Source organism: Rahnella rivi (genome assembly GCF_019049655.1).
GTDB lineage: Bacteria > Pseudomonadota > Gammaproteobacteria > Enterobacterales > Enterobacteriaceae > Rahnella > Rahnella rivi.
This window is the reverse complement of record NZ_JAFMOX010000060.1, coordinates 1-19,673: the sequence shown is the minus strand read 5'-3', so window position 1 is coordinate 19,673 and position 19,673 is coordinate 1. Positions and strand designations below refer to the sequence as shown.

Genomic DNA, 19,673 nt, shown 5'->3' with positions numbered 1-19,673 from the left:
TATCAGGGCAATAAAATGAAGCCAAAAACGCTGTATGAAAAACATATCGACAGCCACAGCGTCCGCGCGCTGGATGATAAAGGCCACGTGTTGCTTTACATCGACCGGCAGGTGATTAACGAATACACCAGCCCGCAGGCATTCAGCGGTTTGCGCGAGGCGAACCGTCGCGTCTGGCGGCCTGAAACCTCGCTGGCGGTGGTCGATCACGTTAACCCGACGACGCCGTTACGCACCCGCCAGATGCCGGATGCCGGGGGGGCGCGTCAGGTGTCCTATCTGGCAGAAAACTGCGCCGAATTTGGCATTGAGCTGTTTGATATTCTCGATAAGCGTCAGGGCATCGAACATGTGGTGGCACCGGAACAGGGCTTTATTTTGCCCGGCATGGTGATTGCTGCGGGAGACAGCCACACCACCACCTACGGCGCGTTAGGCGCGTTTGGTTTTGGTATCGGCACGTCCGAAATTGAGCACCTGCTGGCCACGCAGACGCTGGTCTATAAACGCCTGAAAACGATGCGTGTCACCGTCAGCGGTGAACTGAAAACCGGCATCACCGCCAAAGACGTGGTGATGGCGCTGGTGGCAAAAATCGGCGCGGCGGGCGCGACCGGTTATGCCATTGAATTCTGCGGTCAGGGCATCGACATGCTGAGCGTGGAAGGCCGCATGACGATATGCAATATGGCCGTTGAAGCCGGAGCGCGCGGGGCGTTTATGGCACCCGACGACAAAGTGTTTGATTACCTGAAAGACAAGCCGCGTGTGCCGAAAGGTCAGCAATGGACGGATGCCGTGAATGTCTGGCGTGAATTGCACAGTGATGCGGACGCCGTGTTTGACCGCGAAGTTGAACTGAGCGCCGCAGAAATTGCGCCGATGGTCAGCTGGGGCACCAGCCCCGATCAGGCGCAGGCGATTAACGGCCAGGTACCGGACCCGCTGGCAGAATCAGATGCCTCACGCCGTAAGGATTTACAGCGTGCGTTGCAGTACATGGGGCTGCGCGCCGGTCAGGCGCTGAACAGCATCCGCATCAGCCATGCGTTTATCGGTTCCTGCACTAACGCGCGCATCGAGGATTTACGCGCTGCCGCCGAGGTGGTTCGCGGGAAAACCGTCGCACCGACCGTACGCGCAATGATCGTGCCCGGCTCCAGCCAGGTGCGCGCGCAGGCTGAGCAGGAAGGTCTGGCAGACATATTTATTCAGGCCGGTTTCGAATGGCGGCAATCAGGGTGCTCGATGTGTCTGGCGATGAACGACGACGTGCTCGCCCCCGGCGACCGCTGCGCATCCAGCACAAACCGTAATTTTGAAGGCCGTCAGGGCGCGGGCGCACGTACCCACCTGATGAGCCCGGCGATGGTGGCAGCGGCGGCCATTTGCGGCCATCTGACCGATGTCCGCGACCTGTAAGGAGAAATCATGGAAGCATTTAACGTACTGACCGGTATTGCCGCGCCGTTGCCTGCGGCAAACGTAGATACCGATGTGATCATGCCGAAACAGTTTCTCAAGGGCATCGACCGCAACGGGCTGGATCGCGGGGTGTTTTTCGATTTGCGTTTCCTGGCGGACGGCTCGCCCGATCCGGCGTTTATTCTCAATCAGCCTGAGTGGCAGAATGCCAAATTTTTACTGGTCGGCCCGAATTTTGGCTGCGGCTCCAGCCGTGAACATGCGGTGTGGGGACTGAAACAGCTCGGGATCCGGGCGCTGATCGGCACGACGTTTGCGGGGATTTTCTTCGATAACTGTCAGCGTAACGGCGTGCTCACGGTACAGCTGGATCCCAAGCCGTGGGCGCAGATTGCGCAGGAAGTGGTTCACGGCGACAAAAACAAAATTACCCTGGATCTGCCGGCGCAACAGATTGGCCTGCAAAACGGTGAAGTGATTGATTTTGCAATCGATGAGCTGAGTAAGGTTTCGCTGCTCAACGGGCTGGATGCTATCGGCACCACGCTGCAATATCGCGATGACATCCGTGAGTTTCAGCAAGGGCATTTGCAACGCAATCCGTGGCTGGCGTAACGCTAACCACGAAACCGGCGTCAGCCCAGTAACTGGCTGAAACGCTGATGCAGAAACTCAACGCACACCCGCAATTTTGCCGAGTCCGCCAGCCGCGTAGGGTACACCGCCCAGACGCTGGCGGGCTGGGAGAATTGCGGTAACACCTGCACAAGCTCGCCCCGCGCAATGTAAGGCTGCACGTCCCACTGCGAGCGCAAAATGATGCCATGGTGGCGGAGCGCCCACTGCAACACCACTTCGCCACTGTTAGACGACAGCGCCCCTTTCACCCTGACCCGGTGCTCCTCGCCTTCTGCGGTCAGCGACCAGAGTCCGAAAGGATTGTCGCGCTCTTTGAGCACCAGACACTGATGCTGTGCGAGCGCTTCCGGCGAATCCGGCTCGCCGTGGGCGGCCAGATACTCCGGGGATGCGCAGAGGATCCGCTGATGCTCTGCCAGTTTTTTACCGATGTGCTGCTCCGGAATGTCATCGCCCACCAGGATTTCCAGATCAATACCTTCTGCAACCAGATCGACCACGCGGTCAAACAGATCAAGGCGGAGATTCAGTTGCGGATAACGCTCGGCCAGCTCGGCCACTGCCGGCGCCACATGACAGCGTCCGAAACCGAACGAGCTGCAGATATGCACGTTGCCACGCGCTTCACTGCGCGAATCCGACAGGTCGCCGATGAAGTGATCAAACGTATCGAGGATTTGCAGTGCCCAGCGCTGCGTGCGTTCGCCGTCTTCGGTCAGCCGTACCCCGCGAGTCGAACGGTGCAGCAAACGGCAATTCAGCGACTCTTCGAGGATCTGAATGCGTTTGCTGACATAGGCCGGAGACTGCCCGAGCTCCGTGGCGGCGGCGGCAAAACTCTGCTTATTCACGACCGCCAGAAAAACCCGTAAGTCTTCGGCCAGTGGCAAACGCGCACGTTCGCTGGTCATGATTACAGACCGAAGACCGGCTGGTTCAGTTTTTCCGCCCTGTGCACGTCGCTGGTTTTCACACCCGCGATCTGCATTTTTTCTTCGGCTTCTTCAATGTCTTCATTATCGATTTCCAGCGATTCCTGATCCTGCCCTTCCTGAGGCGTCAGCGCCAGTTCGACCATGATGGGAAAGTGATCCGAGCCCATGAATCCGAGGCGTTGCAGGCCGATGAGCGTGAAATGTTTACTGTGGAAAACGTGATCCAGCGGCCAGCGCAGGAACGGATAACTGGCGTGGAAGGTGTTGTACATGCCACGGCCACGACGCGGATCGAGCAGACCGCTGACTTTCATGAACAGGCGCGTGGTGCGCGACCATGCGACGTCGTTCAGGTCGCCGGTCACAATGGTCGGATAGGTCGCTTTGGCCGCGGTGTGCCCGACGGCGATAAGCTCACCGTCGCGGTCAGTGGATTCATCGGCTTCGGTCGGGCTTGGCGGCATCGGATGCAGGCAGTGCAGCACGACCTGTTCCCCGGAGGCCAGTTCGGCGCGAAAATGCATCGACGGAATATCGTCGGCCACCAGATACTGAATCTGTGCGTCGTGCAGCGGCAGGCGCGAGTAAACGTGCATGCCGTAGAGATTATCCAGCGGGCAGCGCAGGCTGTGCGGGTAATCCGGCTCAAGCGGTGCCATATGATCTTCCCACCACTGATCCGTTTCCAGCAGGACCACGATATCAGGCTTATTTTGCTGGATAAGGCTCAGTAATTTACCGGCCTGACGGTTGGTGGTCAGCACGTTGCTGTTGATAATTTTGATGCGGGAATGCCCGTTCGGCGCGACTTTTTTGACCTGCACCGGATGCAGACGCGTGTAGGGCAAAATCCACCAGCTCTGATAGAGCATGCAGGCCACCGTCAGCACGATGGTGATGGTCGAGAGCACGCCGCCAAACGGCAGAATATACAGCTCAGTCAGCAGGAAAAGTAAGCATAAAGACGCCATTTGCAGGCGGGGGAAATCCCATACCCGCACCCACCAGTGTTGATTGCGGGAGAGGGGCAGCAGCGTCAGGAGGGTCATTATGACCGTTAGTACGCAAACTGTAATTCGAAGTGCTTCCATCGGTCATCAGCCCTGATAAAAAAATAGCAGAAGAGAATACTCTCAATACCTTGTTAAGCGATTGTGACTTAAAAAACGAGGAACGACCAGAAGGATGTCGCCACCTTTTCTGGTTGAAGAAAAAGATGGCGACGTCGGGCGAGGGTTATTTTGCCGGTGCGACCGGATCGGCTACATGGCACCAGTTATGCTGCTGGACAATCCCGCCGTCCGGAGACGTGTAGCCGATACAACCGAGCAGGGTGTCATACAGTTTTTCATGGAAAGCAGGCTTCTTCTGCGCAGCCATTTTTTGCAGCTGTTCGAAACCGGCTCGGTTCTGATCGTTGGCGAGGAATTTGTCCGACGCCCAGACCATAATCGGCACGGTACGCTGCTCAGGTGGCGCGTGATCGCGCGGTGTGCCGTGGAAGTGCATACTTTTTGAAATCGACTCGCCGTGATCGGATGCGTAGAACACGATGGCGTTTTTATCACGCAACTGGTCAAACACCTGCGACAGGAAATAATCGGTATACAGCAGTGAGTTGTCGTAGGCGTTGATCATCTCCTGGGTAGAACAGGAGTCATCAATGCCCATGCATTCCGGCTGATATTTGGCGAATGAACGCGGATAGCGGTCGGAATAGAGATAATGCGACCCTTTGGTGTGCAGGATGATCAGATGTTTACCGTTCGGATGGTTATTCAGCGAATCTTTCATTTCATCGATCAGCAACATGTCATCGACTGGCTTACCGGCGTTGCGCTTCTCAGAAGCAATGTTTTCACGCAGGGAATAATCGTCAGCGCGGGTTTTGTTGTAGAACCAGGCTTCACTTTGCATGGAATACAACTCTGAGCTCCAGCCTTTGCTTTTCAGCACGGAGAACACATTGGCTTCCTTGAGCGTACGCTGCGGCGCTTCAGACGCCCCGCCCTCGCGCACAAACATACAGCGCAGGGAAAGCTTGGTGGCGGTGTCGCAGGAATAGCCCTGCAAGGCCACAAGATTCTTCTCTTTATCGAGATTCGGCGTGTTATCACGATCATAGCCATACAGCCCCATGTGATCGCGACGTGCACTTTCACCAATCACAAACACCACGTACATGTCTTTGGCATCTGCCGGTTCGTTATAGGTGAAGTGTTTGGCCGGATCGAACAGGTTTTTGGTGTCTTCCGCCTGGCTGTAGCTGCTGTAGACATACAGCCCCAGCGCCGAAAGCCAGTTGGACGGCGAATAAGTACCCGCCACCACGCCGCCGTAGCTTGCCATCATGCGGTTATTCACCAGATCATGACGATCCTGCACTTTGCCCATCATTTGCAGCGGCAGGTAACAGAGCAAACCGGAGACGACCAGCAGAACGAGTTTCACTGCCAGTTTTTTCAGGGTGGTTTCTCTGAATGCCGCGCCGGGCATGGTGCTCAGCCACAACAGCAGTACCGGGATCAGGCTGACCAGCACCGTCCAGGCGATGAAATGGGTTCCGATGGATTCTTTCGATAAATCAATGGAATCTGACGCCAGTGCCGCCGCCAAAATACCGTAACCGATATCGACGTTGAACAGGATCATGTAGTAGCTGGCCGCGGCGGAAGAGATCACCACCACGCTCATCAGAATGCGGAAGACCGTTTTCCCGGTAAACGACAGCAGCACACACAGGAAATAGACCAGCGCAAAGGCGGCCAGCATTTCAACGGCGATCGACAACGCATTGTCATAGTGCAACTGGGAGTAACGTCGGAAGAAAATCGGAAGGTTAAGCAGGATCCCAAGATAAAGCGCAATGAACAGAAAAATGCTCTGTTGCGAAAGTAATCGTAATTTTTGCATTGGTAATAAATGGCTCTTTGGTGAGTCTGTTTACGTCATGTTGACCGCTCGTACCGGAGGATTGAAAACACTCCTTAGGACTATTCAGACTCCGGGCCGCGTATTTTCGTTCAAATTCATTCGTTTCTTCCAATGTGATAATGTAACAGGATTAACGAAACCTTTATCTTTCAGTGAGATAATGCTGATAATTTTCTTACACCTGCTGCCCGTTTCTTACGTTTATTGAGAAACTACTGAGAAAGCTTGTGCTCTTCGCGCGGGAAAGTGAGCGTGAAGCGGGTTTCCCCCTGCGCGGAACTCACCACCCGAACGCTGCCCTGATGCAGCGCCATAATGGCCTGCACGATGGACAACCCCAGCCCGCTGGAGCTGCCGCCTTCGCTGCGCGAAGCATCGGCGCGATAGAAACGGTCAAACAGTTTGCCGAGTTTTTCAGGCGGGATCGGGTCACCCTGGCTAATCACATGGATATCCATGCCTTTCCCATGAGACTCTGCGCGCACGCAGATTGCCGTTCCCTGATGCGCATAGCGCACGGCATTAGCGACCAGATTGCTGAGCGCACGCTGGAACAAAATGGCATCGGCGTAAACAATTCCCTCGCCCGCGCTGTGCAACGTCATCTCGCGCTCTTCCGCCAGTCCTTCGAAATACTCCTGAATACGGGTCATTTCCGCCGACACATCAATACTGGTGAGGGTCAGCACCGAACGCGCATCGGTGGCGCGCGCCAGGAACAGGATGTTTTCCACCATGCGCGAAATACGCTCCAGTTCTTCCATGTTGTTCGCCAGCAGCGTTTCATATTCCTCGGTGCTGCGCGGCTGATACAGCGCCACCTGACAATGCCCCATCAGCGCGCCCACCGGCGTGCGGATCTCATGCGCCAGATCGGCGGAGAACTGCGTCAGACGCTGATAACCTTCCGCCAGCCTTTCCAGCATGTCGTTAAAAGAAAAGATCAACTGCTGCAATTCCTGCGGCGCATTTTCACTGCTCAGACGGGTGGATAAACTGGCCGGATGAATTTTCGTTGCCTCCTGCGCCATATGCCGCAGCGGACGCAGCCCCCGGCGGATGACGCCATAGCCCAGCGCAGCAATCAGAAAATAGGCAAACAGCACTGCGCCGGTTATCTGCCAGCGGAACGTTGACAGCATCCGCGCTTCGCCGGTCATGAAGTGCGCCGCGGTGATCTCCACCGTGCTGCCATCCTGCATTCTGACGGCGGCACGGGCGAAACGCACCGGCGTGCCGTCGGGCGCAGAGAGGCTATGCACGGTGCCAAGGGTTAACGGCTGGCCGTCCGGCACCGGTGCCACTGCCGGTAACTGTAAACGCGAAGGATTGACGTTAATCAGCGCGGGCTGCCCGCTGAGGCGGAAGGTCAGAATATCGCGCTCGTTGCCGAGCATATTTTCGAACAGGCCGGGGTTGTGGCTGAGCTGTGACAGCGGAAATTCGCTCGCCAGCAAATGACGAAAATACTGCACGCGCCCGCTGACCTGATAATCGGCGCGGCGCACCAGCTCTTTTTCCAGCGAGTAATAGAGGTACACCCCGACGGCGCTCACCACCAGAGAGGCTAACAGCGCAAACAGCAGCGTGGCCCGCAGCGTCAGGGACATCGCGCGTTGTGGTGTTGATTTCGCAGCAAATTCAGTCATGGCGCACTTCGCAGACATAGCCGATGCCGCGCACGGTATGGATCAGTTTGACCTCAAAGGCGCGGTCGATTTTGGCGCGCAGGCGTTTGATGGCCACATCCACCACGTTGGTGTCGCTGTCAAAATTCATATCCCACACCTGAGAAGCGATCATGGTGCGCGACAGCACTTCGCCTTCGCGGCGCATCAGCAAATGCAGCAGCATAAATTCTTTGTTGGTCAGCGCGATGGTCTGATCCTGACGGGTGACGCGCCGGCGAAGCAGATCGAGATTGAGATCGGCGACGCTGTAGATATCCGGCTCACGGGCGGCGGGACGGCGCAGCAGCGTGCGAATACGCAGCACCAGTTCGGTGAAGGAGAAAGGTTTGATGAGGTAATCGTCTGCGCCCAACTCCAGACCGTGAATGCGATCCTGCACTTCGTCGCGTGCGGTCAGGAACAGCACCGGCACGTCGCTTTTTTTACGCAGCACTTCCATCACCTGCCAGCCATCAAGCCCCGGCAGCATGACGTCAAGGATCACCGCGTCGTAACCGTCCTCGAGCGCCAGAAACAGCCCGTCAGCGCCATTACGCGCCAGATCCACGCTGTAACCTGCTTCGGTCAGCCCTTTTTTCAGGTAATCGCCTGTGCTGACATCATCTTCTATCACCAGTATCCGCATTCAGGCCCTCAGCGCCGCATGACCATTCACCCAAAGAATGATTCCTGGGAAGTTTATCAGTTTCGTCAGACACCTTTGATGACAATTTTGTCATCAACTTGTCATCTGCCAATCCCGGTTTATCGTCCACTCTTAATGAAGTCATTCCTCACTGCCTCGTGCAGTGATACCTCTACCTGAATGAAAATACGTAAGAAACTGGAGAGTTAAACATGAACACACCAACACGTCTGGCCGGTCTGTTACTCGGTTCATTGCTGATGTGCAGCGGCATGACATCTGCCTTTGCTGCGGACAACGTCATCAAACCTACGCGCGGAACCATTGAATCCGTTAATGATTCCTCCATGCAGATCACCACCCGTCAGGGCGATAAGCTGGACGTTAAACTGACCGATCAGACCAAAATCAACGCGGTGACGAAAGGCCAGATCAGTGACATCAAAGCGGACAGCTTCATCGGTACCGCGGCCGTTCCACAGGCCAACGGCACCCTGAAAGCGCTGGAAGTGCACGTCTTCGCGCCAAGCCTGCGCGGCAGCGGCGAAGGGTTCAACCCGTTTGAATCCGCCGATGGCAAAATCAATACCATGACTAACGGTACCGTCGGCAAACTGGTGAACACCAATGGCCGCACGCTGACCGTGAAATACCATGACGCAGAAAAAACGGTTGTAGTGCCTGACGATGTGCCGGTGGTTCTGCTGGCGCCGGGCGACCGCAGCCTGCTGAAACCTGGGACTAAAATCGTGCTGTTTGCGATGAAAGACGATAAAGGCGCACTGGTTGCCCGTGGTATCGCCGCCGGTAAAGATGGCGTCGCACCGCCGATGTAACCCTTTAGCACGCTGCTCCGGCGGGCCGTGTCTGTCAGCCGCAAGCAGTGGTTCCTGAAGAACTGCGCAGGGTGAATCCTCCCTCATTCACGTTGCGCAGTTTCTCATTACGCAGGAGTTTATCCGTGAAATCTCAACCCTCCCCGCTGCGTACCTCCTCTGCACAAAGTGCCTCCCCGCCGCCCTCTTTGCCGAAAAAAAAGCGTATTCATCCCTGGCCGGTTCGTCTGTGCCACTGGATTAATCTTTTCGCGATGATCGGCATGGTGATGAGCGGCTGGGGAATTTATAACGCCGATCCGATTTTTTCTTTTACCTTTCCGCAAAGCACCACCCTCGGCGGCTGGCTGGGTGGCAACATTGCCTGGCATCTGGCGGTGATGTGGCTGATGGCGGCCAATGCCCTGTTTTATGTGCTGTGGGGGCTGTTCACAGGCCATTTCAGGCGTGACTTTTTCCCGTTCAGCCCACGTTCTGTCTGGCGGGATACGGTCCGTGCCGTGACGTTCAGGCTGCCGCACAAACTCGGCCAGTACAACGCGGTGCAAAAGCTGATGTACGTCGGCGTGCTGCTGCTCGGCCTGCTGCTGGTGCTCTCAGGGTTGTCTATCTGGAAACCGGTTCAGTTCAGCGGCCTGGTGTGGCTGTTTGGCGGTTTTGATATCGCCCGTTATGTCCATTTCTTTGCCATGAGCGGCGTGATGCTGTTCGTGGTGGTTCACGTGGTGATGGTGTTGCTGGTGCCGAAAACGTTCGTTGCCATGATCACCGGTGGCAAAAAAATCAGTACGCAGGAGAACACGGATGAGTGATAAATCAGACCGGCCAAAAATCATTGTTGACCCCGACCAGCGCAAACAGCTGGTGAATATTCAGCGCCGTCTTTTGCTGCGTTCCGGCCTGACGCTGGGCGCGGTATCGATGCTGACCGGCTGTAATTTGCAGGACGGCGATCAGGTCGACAAAGTGCTGTGGGCGATGTCGCGCTGGAACGATCGGGTTCAGGGCTGGCTGTTCAGCGGTCAGAAACTGGCGCAAACCTACCGCGAAGATCAGATAACCACGCCGTTCCGCTTCAATGCTTTTTATCCGGAATACAACGTTCCGGAAATAGACATCCCCAATTACCGGCTGGAAGTCTCCGGGCTGGTGCAGAAAAAAGCGCCGTGGACGCTGGAACAATTGCAGCGCCTGCCGCAGGAAAGCCAGATCACCCGTCTGATTTGCATTGAAGGCTGGAGCGCCATCGGCCAGTGGAAAGGCGTGCCGCTGAAAACCTTCCTGCAACATATCGGGGCGGATCTCACCGCCAAATATGTCGGGTTTAAATGCGATGACCGCTACTATTCCAGCATTGATATGGCGACGGCGCTGCATCCGCAGACCATTCTGGCACTGGATTTTGGCGGCAAACCGCTGCCACCTGATTTCGGTTACCCGTTACGCCTGCGCATGCCGACCAAACTGGGCTTTAAAAATGCCAAACACATCGGCGCGATTTTCGTCACCAATGAATATCCGGGCGGATACTGGGAAGATCAGGGGTATAACTGGTTTAGCGGGATTTAAGTCTCCATAGACGCCCTCATCCCGGCTGGAAAAAAGGCATAAAAAAACCGCTCAATGAGCGGTTTTTGTTTTCTCGGGATGGTAACGGCAAAGCGTTACGCTGCAGCGAAGAATTAGAAGCTGTAACCTACGCCAGCGATCCAGGTGCCAACATCAACACTGCGGATACGGGACTGTTCGTAAGAAACGTCCAGAGCAACGTTCTGGATTGGGTTGAACTGCAGACCTGCGCCGTAAGATACGCCGTAGTCGCTGTTGTCAAATTTCTGACGGTTTGCAGTAGATGCTGCGTTGTCGTTCTGCTGGAATTTACCGTAGCCCACACCTACAACACCGTAGATGGAAACCCAGTCAGCCAGACGGTAAGCAGGACCCGCAGTCAGACCGTAGTATTGTGCTTTACGGTAGTCACCAGAAGACGGAGTGCTGTCGTCTTCAATGTAGGTGAAAGAACCGATAACGCCCAGTGGGTTGTTATCTTGTTCCCAACGGTATTTCAAGTTGAAGCCGTTTGCTTTGTTAGCAACGCCTTGCATATCACCCTGAGCGTAACCAGCGGTTACGGTGCTGGTGTCAGCGAATGCGCTTGTTGAAACGCCCAGTGCTACTACGCAAGCTAATGCGGAAAGACATGCAATTTTTTTCATAAACCACCTCAAAATGGGAAACCAAAGTAACCTTCACGTTTGAAAATATAACAAAAACCAGCGTGAAACTCTGCCTGAATATAGATGTCCAAAGCACTCTATCGTGTAACATAAAGTTTCCAATACACTATATCTTATTAATTTTACTGTGATTTTCGTCACTAAAACTATAAGAAAAACTTATTGAACTTTTTAAGATTAGCAGATAATTCCTAAAGTTTTGGACGAAAAATCGACATTTTTTCGCAACATTTTCGGCTTTTTAAATTTTTTTTCGGAAAATCCGCTGCCGAAAAAAACTTTTTTCACTGATTTTTTCTTCCCCCATTTCCCTCTACACTGACGGTGCTTTACCTTTCTTTTCAAAACTATAAATCTCAAGATAATCGTTAAAACGGATCACCTCCTAAGGCGCTATGGATGACACAGTCAGGAAAAAAAATGCAGGCCGCCGTGCCCGCAGAAGAACACAACAACAGCCCGCCGGTGCCGGCATTACCTAAGAAAGCCTCACCTCTGGTCGCCATCCTGCTGCTGCTCATCGCCATGCTTTCCTTACAGGGCGGCGCGTCACTGGCGAAAACGCTGTTCCCGGTCGTCGGCCCGCAGGGCGTAACGGCACTGCGTCTCGGGCTGGGTTCCATTCTGCTGCTGATCTATTTCCGACCGTGGCGCTTTAAAATGCGCGGCGGTAATTTTCGCGCACTGCTGATGTACGGGCTTGCGCTGGGTTGTATGAACTACAGCTTCTATCTGGCGCTGCGCACCGTGCCGCTCGGGATTGCCGTTGCGCTCGAGTTCACCGGGCCGCTGGCGGTGGCGATGTTCTCTTCCCGCCGCCCGGTGGATTTTGTCTGGGTGGCGCTGGCCGTGGCCGGATTACTGTTTTTGCTGCCGCTCGGACAAAGTGCCGGTGGCGTTGATCTCAAAGGGGCGTGCTTTGCGCTGATCGCCGGTGCCTGCTGGGCTATCTATATTCTTGCCGGGCAGCGTGCAGGCAGCAGCTACGGGCCGGGGACTGCCGCGATGGGCTCGGTTATCGCCGCCCTGATCTTCTTCCCGATTGGCATCGCGCAGGCGCACACCTCTATATTCAGCTGGGAAATCTTGCCGCTCGGCTTACTGATCGCCCTGCTCACCTCTGCCATCCCTTATTCGCTGGAAATGATGGCGCTGACCAAGCTGCCCGCCAAAACCTTCGGCACGCTGATGAGCATGGAACCGGCCATGGCCGCGCTCTCCGGGATTATCTTCCTGGGCGAGTTCCTGACGGCGTCACAGTGGCTGGGGCTGGCGGCGATTATCGCGGCTTCTGCCGGTTCAACGCTGACGATCCAGCGTAAAACCAAAATCGAAACGGTGGATGTGCCCGGAAATAATCCGTCGGGGAAATAATCTCTGCGTTATTCCAATAAAAAACCACGCCAATGCGCGCGGTTTTTTTATTGATAATCAATGTGTTGAAAATAACGTTCGTTTATTTCACTTTTTTTCATCTTTTCCTGCATCCAAAAGCGGGGTGTCGTTCGTATGTATAGATGTGAGGCAAGACCTTACCTACTCAACTTACGAAGGACTACATCATGAAAACATTAATCCGTACCGCTATCTGTGCTTCGCTGCTGCTGAGCACCGCGTCAATGGCTGCAATGATGTCTCAAAACACCACCATGGTGGGTGGCGCTGAAATGTATCCGTCCAAAAATATCGTAGAGAATGCCCTGAACTCCAAAGACCACACCACGCTGGTTGCCGCCGTGAAAGCTGCCGGTCTGGTGGACACGTTGCAGGGTAAAGGTCCGTTCACCGTGTTTGCCCCGACCAATGCCGCGTTTGCGAAATTGCCGGCGGGCACCGTCGAGAATCTGGTGAAACCTGAAAACAAAGCCACACTCACCAGCATCCTCACCTACCACGTGGTGGCCGGTAAATATGAAATGAAAGATCTGGAAAAACTGCTGAAAAAAGGGAACGGCACCGCGGAACTGAAAACCGTTAACGGCCAGCCACTGTGGATCCTCAACAACGGCCCGCACAATATTCAGCTGAAAGACGGCAAAGGGAATATCGCCAATATCAGTACCTATGACGTTCAACAGAAAAACGGTGTAATCGACGTGGTCGATACCGTACTGATGCCTAAATAATACCGGCTGCCCCTTCATACTTCGCGTTGCAGAGGCGTCCGCTGAAGGCTGTGATCAGCTTCTGCCCAGGCACTGCAACACGAATTATTTTGGGGACTATACTGAGAGCTGGATTTCCTTATGAAACAGTATCTCAGAAAGTCAGGATGGGCGAATGCATGACCCTTTATTGAAAAATACGACACCAGAGAAAGCGCTGGAAGTTCAGCGTGAACTGATGAGCGCCATGGCCAGTGGCGACCGTCAGGCATTCGAGCAACTCTACCGTCTGACTTCCCCGAGACTTTTTGCCGTGGCATTACGCATGTTGCGGCGACACGCCTGGGCAGAGGAAGTTTTGCACGACAGCTACATCACCGCGTGGAACCGGGCGGCGTCTTATAACCCCGCCCTCAGTTCCCCGATGACCTGGCTCACTCACATTGTCCGCAACCGCGCCATCGACTGGATGCGCGGCAGCGATAACCAGACAGACGAACTGGACGACAGCGTGGCGGACCGTTACGTCGAAGAAAGTGATGAACCCCTGCAAAGATTGCAACAAGACAGCGATGCCAAAGTGCTGGCGAACTGTCTGGCGCACCTTCCCGCCGAACAACGACAAAGCCTGATCCTTGCCTATTATCAGGGTCTGTCTCACGGCGAGGTTTCATCTCATCTACAACAACCCCTGGGGACGATAAAAAGCTGGATCCGTCGCGCCCTGGATCACTTAAAGAGCTGCGTGGGACTATGAAAAGCAGAAGCCATTATCATGCTGCCCTCGCCGCTGAATATGCGCTCGGCACGTTGCGCGGCGCAGCAAAAATTCAATTCGAGCAAAAAATGCAGGAAGACCCTGAACTGGCGGCCGAAGTGGCGCGCTGGCAGGAAGCCTTCACACAACTGGATAACCAGATCATCCCGGTGATCCCACCCGCTTCGGTGTGGAAGCGCATTCAGCATAACCTTGCGCTGCAACCAGCAAAACGCGTGGCTCCCGCCAAAACGCCGCTGCGCGGTTATCTTGGCTGGGCACTGGCCGCCGGGCTGGCGGCGCTGCTGCTGATCCCGCGTCTGCTGGTACAACCGGGCGTGCCTATGCCGGTGGCAATCCTCGCCAGCAGTGAAGGCGCTCCGGGCGGGCAATGGGTGGTGAGTGCGGATGCCAGCACGCGCAGCCTGATGCTGACCCCGCTCAATGCGCAGCGCGTGGCGGATGACCGCAGCCTGGAGCTCTGGGCCATCCCGCCGGGCGGCAAACCGCGTTCGCTGGGCTTACTCAATACCCGGCAACCCACTCAGCTGGCGCTGGCGGCAAAAATGCCGGATCCGGGTTACCAGCTTGCGATCAGTGTTGAACCACGCGGCGGCTCTCCTACCGGGCAACCGACCGGTGCCGTGCTGTACAGCGGTGCGCTGACGCTCTGAAACGGGTATTGAGCAGGCAGTGAAACCTCTTAATAATCAACGGCGGGAAATATTTCCCCCGTTGATTATTCTCACCGGAAAATAGTGTTAAATTGGCAATCATTCTCAGGCGAGAATATTTATCATTCTCTGTTTTTGCTGTCATAAATATAGACATAACATGTCATGTTACATTCAGGAATAATTCAACACCCCGGTTGACCCACTATTTACGCGAATTCAGGAACATTCCTATTCACCTTAAAAATCAACATGATAAATTAATAAACATCGTCTGGCAGGCAATATATGGCACACGCTATCGGAACGATAGGAACGACTTTCCTGCAAAACTGAAATTTATTGCTATACTGGATCCAGTTACGAGATATATGCATTAACTAATAAGTAAATCTAACAAGGAGATATAAATATGAGTACCGCTAAACTGGTCAAAACGAAATCTTCTGAACTTATCTATACACGCAACGATTTAGATGAAAACGTTAAACTGAGCACCATCAAAGTGCTGAACCGCCTGGTGGCGGAATACATCGATCTGTCGCTGATCATCAAGCAGGCACACTGGAACATGCGTGGCGCAAACTTCATCGCCGTGCACGAAATGCTCGATGGATTCCGTACCGCAGTTATCGATCACCAGGACACCATCGCAGAACGTGTGGTGCAGTTAGGTGGCGTTGCGCTGGGTACCGTGCAAGTGGTTAACGATAAAACCCCACTGAAAAGCTACCCGACTAACATCCATACCGTGCAGGAACACCTGAAAGCGCTGGCAGATCGTTTTGCCGTTGTCGCCAACGACACGCGTAAAGCCATCGGCGAAGTGGAAGACGAAGACACCGCAGATATCTTTACCGCCGCATCACGCGATTTGGATAAATTCCTGTGGTTCATCGAATCTAATATCGAGTAATCAGGACTCGGTAACCGCAGCCTGATCAAGGCTGCGGCAAATCATCGGATCAATGCAAAAAATAAGGCCAGTGGCGTAAGCGACTGGCCTTTCCTATTTTCATCCCCCTCCCCTCCCGATACCTCGTTTTGCACTGAAATCCCTGACTCATAACAGTTTTTGTAAGAACTTTGAATAATAACTTATATGAATAGTTTCTATGTAAACCAATTCAGAACTAATTAGTCATGAAACCGGTACCACTAGCCGACTGATAAATAAGAGTTTTATTAGACGTGTCAGAAAACTCTTAGATCAATAGGTGTGATGAATGTTTAAAGGCAAATTAATAGACCAAAGCAATTTTACATGAATGCGATATGACCTGTAACTTGCTGAAATATTTAGTCGTAACCTTTACTTTTTTGTGAATTTAGGCATTGAAATAAAACACTGAAAGTTAAGAGAATTCTTACAATGGACGTTCACTCCGGCATGGCCCCTCCAATAGTAACTTATGGAAAAGTGACACTCCTTCTGCGGCTACCTCACTGAGGTGAAATACCACGCCGTTTCCCACAATCTGACCCTGATTTCAGCACATTGGTAGCCATAAGCCAGGGGCGGTAGCGTGGAAAATCGAATAAAAACTGGACAAAACAGATGGCACGTAGTGGCTTGGAAGTACAAAAAGCGGCCGTTAAAGCGCTTTTTTTAAGAGAGATTAAGACCCGTTTTGGTAAGTACCGGTTGGGGTACCTGTGGGCAGCGCTGGAGCCAATGGCGCATATGCTGATTCTGCTGGGCATTTTTGGCTATGTGATGCATCGCACCATGCCAGATATTTCGTTTCCGGTGTTTTTGATTAACGGGATTATTCCTTACTTCGTCTTTAGCAATATCAGTAATCGTTCAATTGGAGCTATTGAAGCTAATCAGGGATTATTCAACTACCGACCTGTAAAACCAATTGATACGATTCTCGCGCGAGCGATGTTAGAAACCGTAATTTATGCCGTAGTATATGTTCTGTTAATGGCTATTGTTGGATTGCTGGGTGAAGAATTCGAAGTCACTAAAATAATTACGTTGATCGTGGTATGGATGCTGTTAGTTCTTTTCTCCTGCGGTGTAGGGTTAATATTTATGGTAGTTGGAAAATCATTTCCAGAAACCGAGAAATTCCTGCCGATCTTGATTAAGCCACTCTATTTCATCTCATGCATCATGTTTTCTCTGCATACTATTCCCAAAGAGTACTGGCCTTATTTGCTGTGGAATCCAATCGTTCACGTTGTTGAGTTATGCCGTGAGGCGGTTGTTCCCGGTTATATCAGTGAAGGCGTTAGCCTGAACTATCTGGCAGGTTGCACGCTGGTTGTCTTATTTATTGGCCTGGCACTCTACCGTAATCGTGAAGAGGCGATGCTCACATCATGATTAAAATTGAAAACCTCACAAAATCCTATCGCACGCCTAAAGGCCGCCACTACGTTTTTAAAGATCTGAATGTCGAGTTACCCTCGGGTAAAAGCGTTGCATTAATAGGTCGCAACGGCGCAGGTAAATCAACCCTGTTACGCGTAATTGGTGGCATTGACCGTGCTGATTCAGGCCGTGTCCAGACTGATAAAACAATTTCCTGGCCGGTCGGTCTTGCCGGCGGATTTCAGGGCAGCCTGACAGGCCGTGAGAACGTCAAGTTTGTCGCTCGTCTGTATGCCACGCCCGAAGAATTACGTGAAAAAGTTGCGTTCGTCGAAGAGTTTGCCGAACTGGGTAAATACTTTGATATGCCGATTAAAACCTATTCTTCCGGTATGAAATCCCGTCTGGGTTTTGGCCTGAGCATGGCATTCAAATTTGATTACTATCTTGTCGATGAAGTCACAGCAGTCGGCGATGCGAGGTTTAAGCAGAAATGCGCAGACCTCTTTAAAGCCCGCCATAAGGAAGCCAGTTTTCTGATGGTTTCTCATAGCTTGGGATCACTGATAGAGTTTTGCGATGTGGCGTTGTTTATTGGCAGAGATAATGTTGTTAAGTATTACGAATCTGTGGATGAAGCCATTGCCACATATAAAATTGATGAAAACATATAAATACAGAGGAAAAATAAATGCGCACTGTAATTACTTTCGGTACTTTTGATGTTTTACATATTGGACATATTAACATTTTACAACGTGCGAAAAAACACGGAGACCGCTTAGTTGTAGGTGTTTCCTCTGATGCCCTCAATTTTTCTAAAAAAAGCAGAAATCCGGTTTATTCAGAGATTGAAAGAAAAAGTATTATCGCGGCGCTCAATTGTGTTGATGAAGTTTTTATAGAAGAGTCTCTTGAGCTCAAAGGTGAATACATTCAAAAATACAATGCAGATGTTTTAATAATGGGTGATGATTGGGCTGGACGATTTGATATGTTTAAAGAACTGTGTGAAGTGCTCTACCTTCCAAGAACAGAAGGAATTTCTACCACACAATTGATTGAAGTAATCAAAGCTTATGGCGAAAATGTAATAAATAGTTCAGTAATTAACGCCAACCCAGTCTAATGCGTGATATTGGCCAGGATAAAAACAGCACACCTGGCTAGTAAATCAGACTCTCGAACGTTACAACTAGCTAATATTTTGAGTATGAGGTTTTTTTGTCAGCAATAAATTTAGCGTTCAAAAAGGCCTATCGAGAATGTAGGTTTTTTGGAAAAGTTACGCCATTAAACATTCTTTATGCCTTATCCTTTAATTTTTTTATATCAAGGGGTAAGACTAATATAATGCATAATTTTTTGAATTGGAAAAATACTGATAAAAACCCTCTCTTAAAATATTATGCCGCTCATCTTAACTTTTTATTCGGAGAATATTCCAAAACAATACTTATTTTAAAAAAACTTAACCGACGGTATCCTAAACATGCGGATATGGCGTATCTGCTTAGTGAAACTTATAGATTAGAAGGTAAAAACGAGTTAGCGAGAGATATTTTAGAAGAAACCCTTGAAAACTCGCATAGGTTAAAAACATGGCTATTGCTGGCGAACTTAACAGTCAATAATAGTGATCATCAGAGATTAAAATCGCTTTGGGTACTGTTCAAAAACAAAGGGAAAATTCCAGGTTATCATTACGAACTTCAGAGCTATATTTCAACTTCGGCAATGCGTTCGAAAAACTACGGTGATGCAATAGCATTATGGAAAGATTTTATCCAAAAGACTATAAATAAAGAAGTTGTCTTTCCTTCCAATGTTAGCAAAAAGAAATTTTCCTCTGGTAGTGCATCAAAAGCTTTAATTGATTTGAAGAAAGTATTCAAAAATGCAGGAATAGATTTCTTTCTCGTTAGTGGAACATTACTAGGGTGTATACGGGAGAGAAAACTGCTAGGCCATGACAAAGATATTGATGTTGGTGTCTGGAGTGACGTCAGCACTGAAAATATTATTAATCAGGTTAAAAAGTCTGGGCTGTTTTACATCCAGGCTACCCGCTCATCGTTAGCTCTTAGAATAAAACATGTAAATGGTACAGCTATAGATATATTTCTCCATTTTAGAGAAGAAGGTAATTACTGGCATGGTGGTTCAAAATTAAAATGGAATAATACACCATTCTCATTGATTACATGTGATTTTTTGAACGATGAATATTTAATCCCTGCCGATTATGACCTATATCTCACAGAAAATTACGGTGATTGGAGAACAGAAAAATCAAATTTTGATTCAGCTTTTGATACACCGAATGCAACAGTTATAAACAATGCAGAGTTGATTGTACATACCTACAGACAATTAGCTAAATCTATACACTTAAATGAAAGCCAGAAAATCGAAACACACATAAAAATGCTTAAAAAGCATGGCGAAGAAAAAATATACTTTTAGAATAATCAAACTATTAGGTTGAAAAA

The 19,673-nt window shown here is 51.5% G+C and carries 20 protein-coding genes; 14 read left to right on the top strand and 6 right to left on the bottom strand.

Going from position 1 to position 19,673, the window contains the following annotated elements:
- Positions 1 to 15: 15 nt before the first annotated feature.
- Positions 16 to 1,422 (top strand): 3-isopropylmalate dehydratase large subunit, encoded by a 1,407-nt coding sequence (gene leuC, locus J1779_RS13195; RefSeq protein WP_217203972.1) that lies wholly within the window; start codon positions 16 to 18, stop codon positions 1,420 to 1,422.
- Between the two features lie 9 nt (positions 1,423 to 1,431).
- On the top strand, positions 1,432 to 2,040 hold the full coding sequence (leuD, locus tag J1779_RS13190; protein ID WP_056769135.1) for a 3-isopropylmalate dehydratase small subunit: 609 nt from the start codon (positions 1,432 to 1,434) through the stop codon (positions 2,038 to 2,040).
- 20 nt (positions 2,041 to 2,060) lie between these two features.
- On the opposite strand, the gene J1779_RS13185 is transcribed toward leuD, so the two are convergent.
- From J1779_RS13185 to J1779_RS13165, 5 genes are all read right to left on the bottom strand, one after another.
- Positions 2,061 to 2,975, bottom strand: coding sequence for a LysR substrate-binding domain-containing protein (locus tag J1779_RS13185; RefSeq protein ID WP_183847691.1), 915 nt, complete (start codon positions 2,973 to 2,975; stop codon positions 2,061 to 2,063).
- A gap of 2 nt (positions 2,976 to 2,977) precedes the next feature.
- Positions 2,978 to 4,090 (bottom strand): endonuclease/exonuclease/phosphatase family protein, encoded by a 1,113-nt coding sequence (locus tag J1779_RS13180; protein WP_217203971.1) that lies wholly within the window; start codon positions 4,088 to 4,090, stop codon positions 2,978 to 2,980.
- Between the two features lie 145 nt (positions 4,091 to 4,235).
- Positions 4,236 to 5,912: a kdo(2)-lipid A phosphoethanolamine 7''-transferase gene (gene eptB, locus J1779_RS13175; RefSeq protein ID WP_217203970.1), complete on the bottom strand. Its 1,677-nt coding sequence runs from the start codon at positions 5,910 to 5,912 to the stop codon at positions 4,236 to 4,238.
- 233 nt (positions 5,913 to 6,145) lie between these two features.
- Positions 6,146 to 7,582 (bottom strand): heavy metal sensor histidine kinase, encoded by a 1,437-nt coding sequence (locus tag J1779_RS13170; RefSeq protein WP_238485161.1) that lies wholly within the window; start codon positions 7,580 to 7,582, stop codon positions 6,146 to 6,148.
- Positions 7,575 to 8,249: a heavy metal response regulator transcription factor gene (locus tag J1779_RS13165; protein WP_056769126.1), complete on the bottom strand. Its 675-nt coding sequence runs from the start codon at positions 8,247 to 8,249 to the stop codon at positions 7,575 to 7,577. The genes J1779_RS13170 and J1779_RS13165 overlap by 8 nt, the downstream gene beginning before the upstream one ends.
- A 212-nt stretch (positions 8,250 to 8,461) precedes the next feature.
- On the opposite strand from J1779_RS13165, the gene J1779_RS13160 reads away from it, so the two are divergent.
- The 3 genes from J1779_RS13160 (at position 8,462) to J1779_RS13150 (ending at position 10,654) form a co-directional block, all read left to right on the top strand.
- The gene (locus J1779_RS13160) at positions 8,462 to 9,085 is read left to right on the top strand and encodes a hypothetical protein (RefSeq protein ID WP_056769125.1); all 624 of its coding nucleotides are present in this window, start codon (positions 8,462 to 8,464) and stop codon (positions 9,083 to 9,085) included.
- A 146-nt stretch (positions 9,086 to 9,231) separates the two neighbouring features.
- On the top strand, positions 9,232 to 9,897 hold the full coding sequence (locus J1779_RS13155) for a cytochrome b/b6 domain-containing protein (RefSeq protein ID WP_082465684.1): 666 nt from the start codon (positions 9,232 to 9,234) through the stop codon (positions 9,895 to 9,897).
- Positions 9,890 to 10,654, top strand: coding sequence for a molybdopterin-dependent oxidoreductase (locus J1779_RS13150; protein WP_217203969.1), 765 nt, complete (start codon positions 9,890 to 9,892; stop codon positions 10,652 to 10,654). Before J1779_RS13155 ends, J1779_RS13150 begins: the two co-directional genes overlap by 8 nt.
- A 113-nt stretch (positions 10,655 to 10,767) precedes the next feature.
- On the opposite strand, the gene ompX is transcribed toward J1779_RS13150, so the two are convergent.
- A complete protein-coding gene (gene ompX / locus J1779_RS13145; RefSeq protein WP_056769121.1) occupies positions 10,768 to 11,301 on the bottom strand; it encodes an outer membrane protein OmpX in 534 nt (177 codons plus the stop codon).
- 486 nt (positions 11,302 to 11,787) lie between these two features.
- On the opposite strand from ompX, the gene rhtA reads away from it, so the two are divergent.
- The 9 genes from rhtA (at position 11,788) to J1779_RS13100 (ending at position 19,647) form a co-directional block, all read left to right on the top strand.
- The gene (gene rhtA / locus J1779_RS13140) at positions 11,788 to 12,696 is read left to right on the top strand and encodes a threonine/homoserine exporter RhtA (RefSeq protein ID WP_183848227.1); all 909 of its coding nucleotides are present in this window, start codon (positions 11,788 to 11,790) and stop codon (positions 12,694 to 12,696) included.
- A gap of 188 nt (positions 12,697 to 12,884) precedes the next feature.
- Positions 12,885 to 13,448, top strand: coding sequence for a fasciclin domain-containing protein (locus tag J1779_RS13135; RefSeq protein ID WP_056769118.1), 564 nt, complete (start codon positions 12,885 to 12,887; stop codon positions 13,446 to 13,448).
- A 154-nt stretch (positions 13,449 to 13,602) separates the two neighbouring features.
- Positions 13,603 to 14,184 (top strand): RNA polymerase sigma factor, encoded by a 582-nt coding sequence (locus J1779_RS13130; RefSeq protein WP_056769116.1) that lies wholly within the window; start codon positions 13,603 to 13,605, stop codon positions 14,182 to 14,184.
- Positions 14,181 to 14,858, top strand: a complete 678-nt coding sequence (locus tag J1779_RS13125; protein ID WP_217203968.1) for an anti-sigma factor — start codon at positions 14,181 to 14,183, stop codon at positions 14,856 to 14,858. The genes J1779_RS13130 and J1779_RS13125 overlap by 4 nt, the downstream gene beginning before the upstream one ends.
- A gap of 412 nt (positions 14,859 to 15,270) precedes the next feature.
- Positions 15,271 to 15,774 carry a DNA starvation/stationary phase protection protein Dps gene (gene dps, locus J1779_RS13120; RefSeq protein ID WP_056769114.1) on the top strand — a complete coding sequence of 168 codons (504 nt, stop codon included), beginning with the start codon at positions 15,271 to 15,273 and terminating at the stop codon, positions 15,772 to 15,774.
- 642 nt (positions 15,775 to 16,416) lie between these two features.
- Entirely contained in the window at positions 16,417 to 17,193 is a 777-nt protein-coding gene (locus J1779_RS13115) for an ABC transporter permease (protein ID WP_217203967.1), read from the top strand.
- On the top strand, positions 17,190 to 17,855 hold the full coding sequence (locus tag J1779_RS13110) for an ABC transporter ATP-binding protein (protein WP_217203966.1): 666 nt from the start codon (positions 17,190 to 17,192) through the stop codon (positions 17,853 to 17,855). Before J1779_RS13115 ends, J1779_RS13110 begins: the two co-directional genes overlap by 4 nt.
- 17 nt (positions 17,856 to 17,872) lie before the next feature.
- A complete protein-coding gene (locus J1779_RS13105; protein ID WP_217203965.1) occupies positions 17,873 to 18,310 on the top strand; it encodes an FAD synthase family protein in 438 nt (145 codons plus the stop codon).
- A 224-nt stretch (positions 18,311 to 18,534) separates the two neighbouring features.
- On the top strand, positions 18,535 to 19,647 hold the full coding sequence (locus J1779_RS13100) for a tetratricopeptide repeat protein (protein ID WP_217203964.1): 1,113 nt from the start codon (positions 18,535 to 18,537) through the stop codon (positions 19,645 to 19,647).
- Positions 19,648 to 19,673 lie beyond the last annotated feature (26 nt).